This is a genomic window from Peribacillus sp. NPDC056705 (assembly GCF_043656335.1).
On record NZ_JBHTYI010000075.1, the window covers coordinates 312 to 848 of the forward strand.

A 537-nucleotide genomic window follows, 5' to 3' on the forward strand; every position below is an offset into this window, starting at 1 on the left:
CTTGTGTATCAATCGAGCTGAACACCGTACCCGGATCGTACGCATCCATGAAAGCGCATGGCCCGTAATCGATGGTTTCTCCACTGAGCGCCATATTGTCGGTGTTCATCACGCCGTGAACAAAGCCGACCAACTGCCACTTCGCCAGTAAAGAAGCTTGGCGATGAATCACCTCTCGAAGCAGTACCTGTGCAGGATTATCTGTACGTTCTGCTTGAGGGTAGTGCCGCTCCAGCGTGTATTCCACGAGCACCTGTAAATCCTCAGCCGTGCCCGCCCCGCGAACATATTGGAACGTTCCGACACGCACATGGCTCGCTGCGACACGGGTAAGGATCGCACCCGGAAGATCCCGCTCACGAATGACAGGCTGACCGGTTGCCACAACCGCCAAGCTGCGGGTCGTCGGAATGCCAAGCCCGTGCATCGCCTCACTGATAATGTATTCGCGCAGCATCGGTCCAAGCGCAGCTCGCCCATCCCCTCCGCGGGAATAGGGCGTTCTGCCTGCGCCCTTTAGCTGAATGTCCACGCGCT

Annotated in this window: 1 protein-coding gene; it reads right to left on the bottom strand. The window is 57.7% G+C overall.

Annotated features, from left to right (window positions below):
- Window positions 1-537, bottom strand: a 537-nt coding sequence (locus ACFRAK_RS27275) for a protein adenylyltransferase SelO family protein (RefSeq protein WP_394572926.1), incomplete at both ends; no start/stop codon positions are given.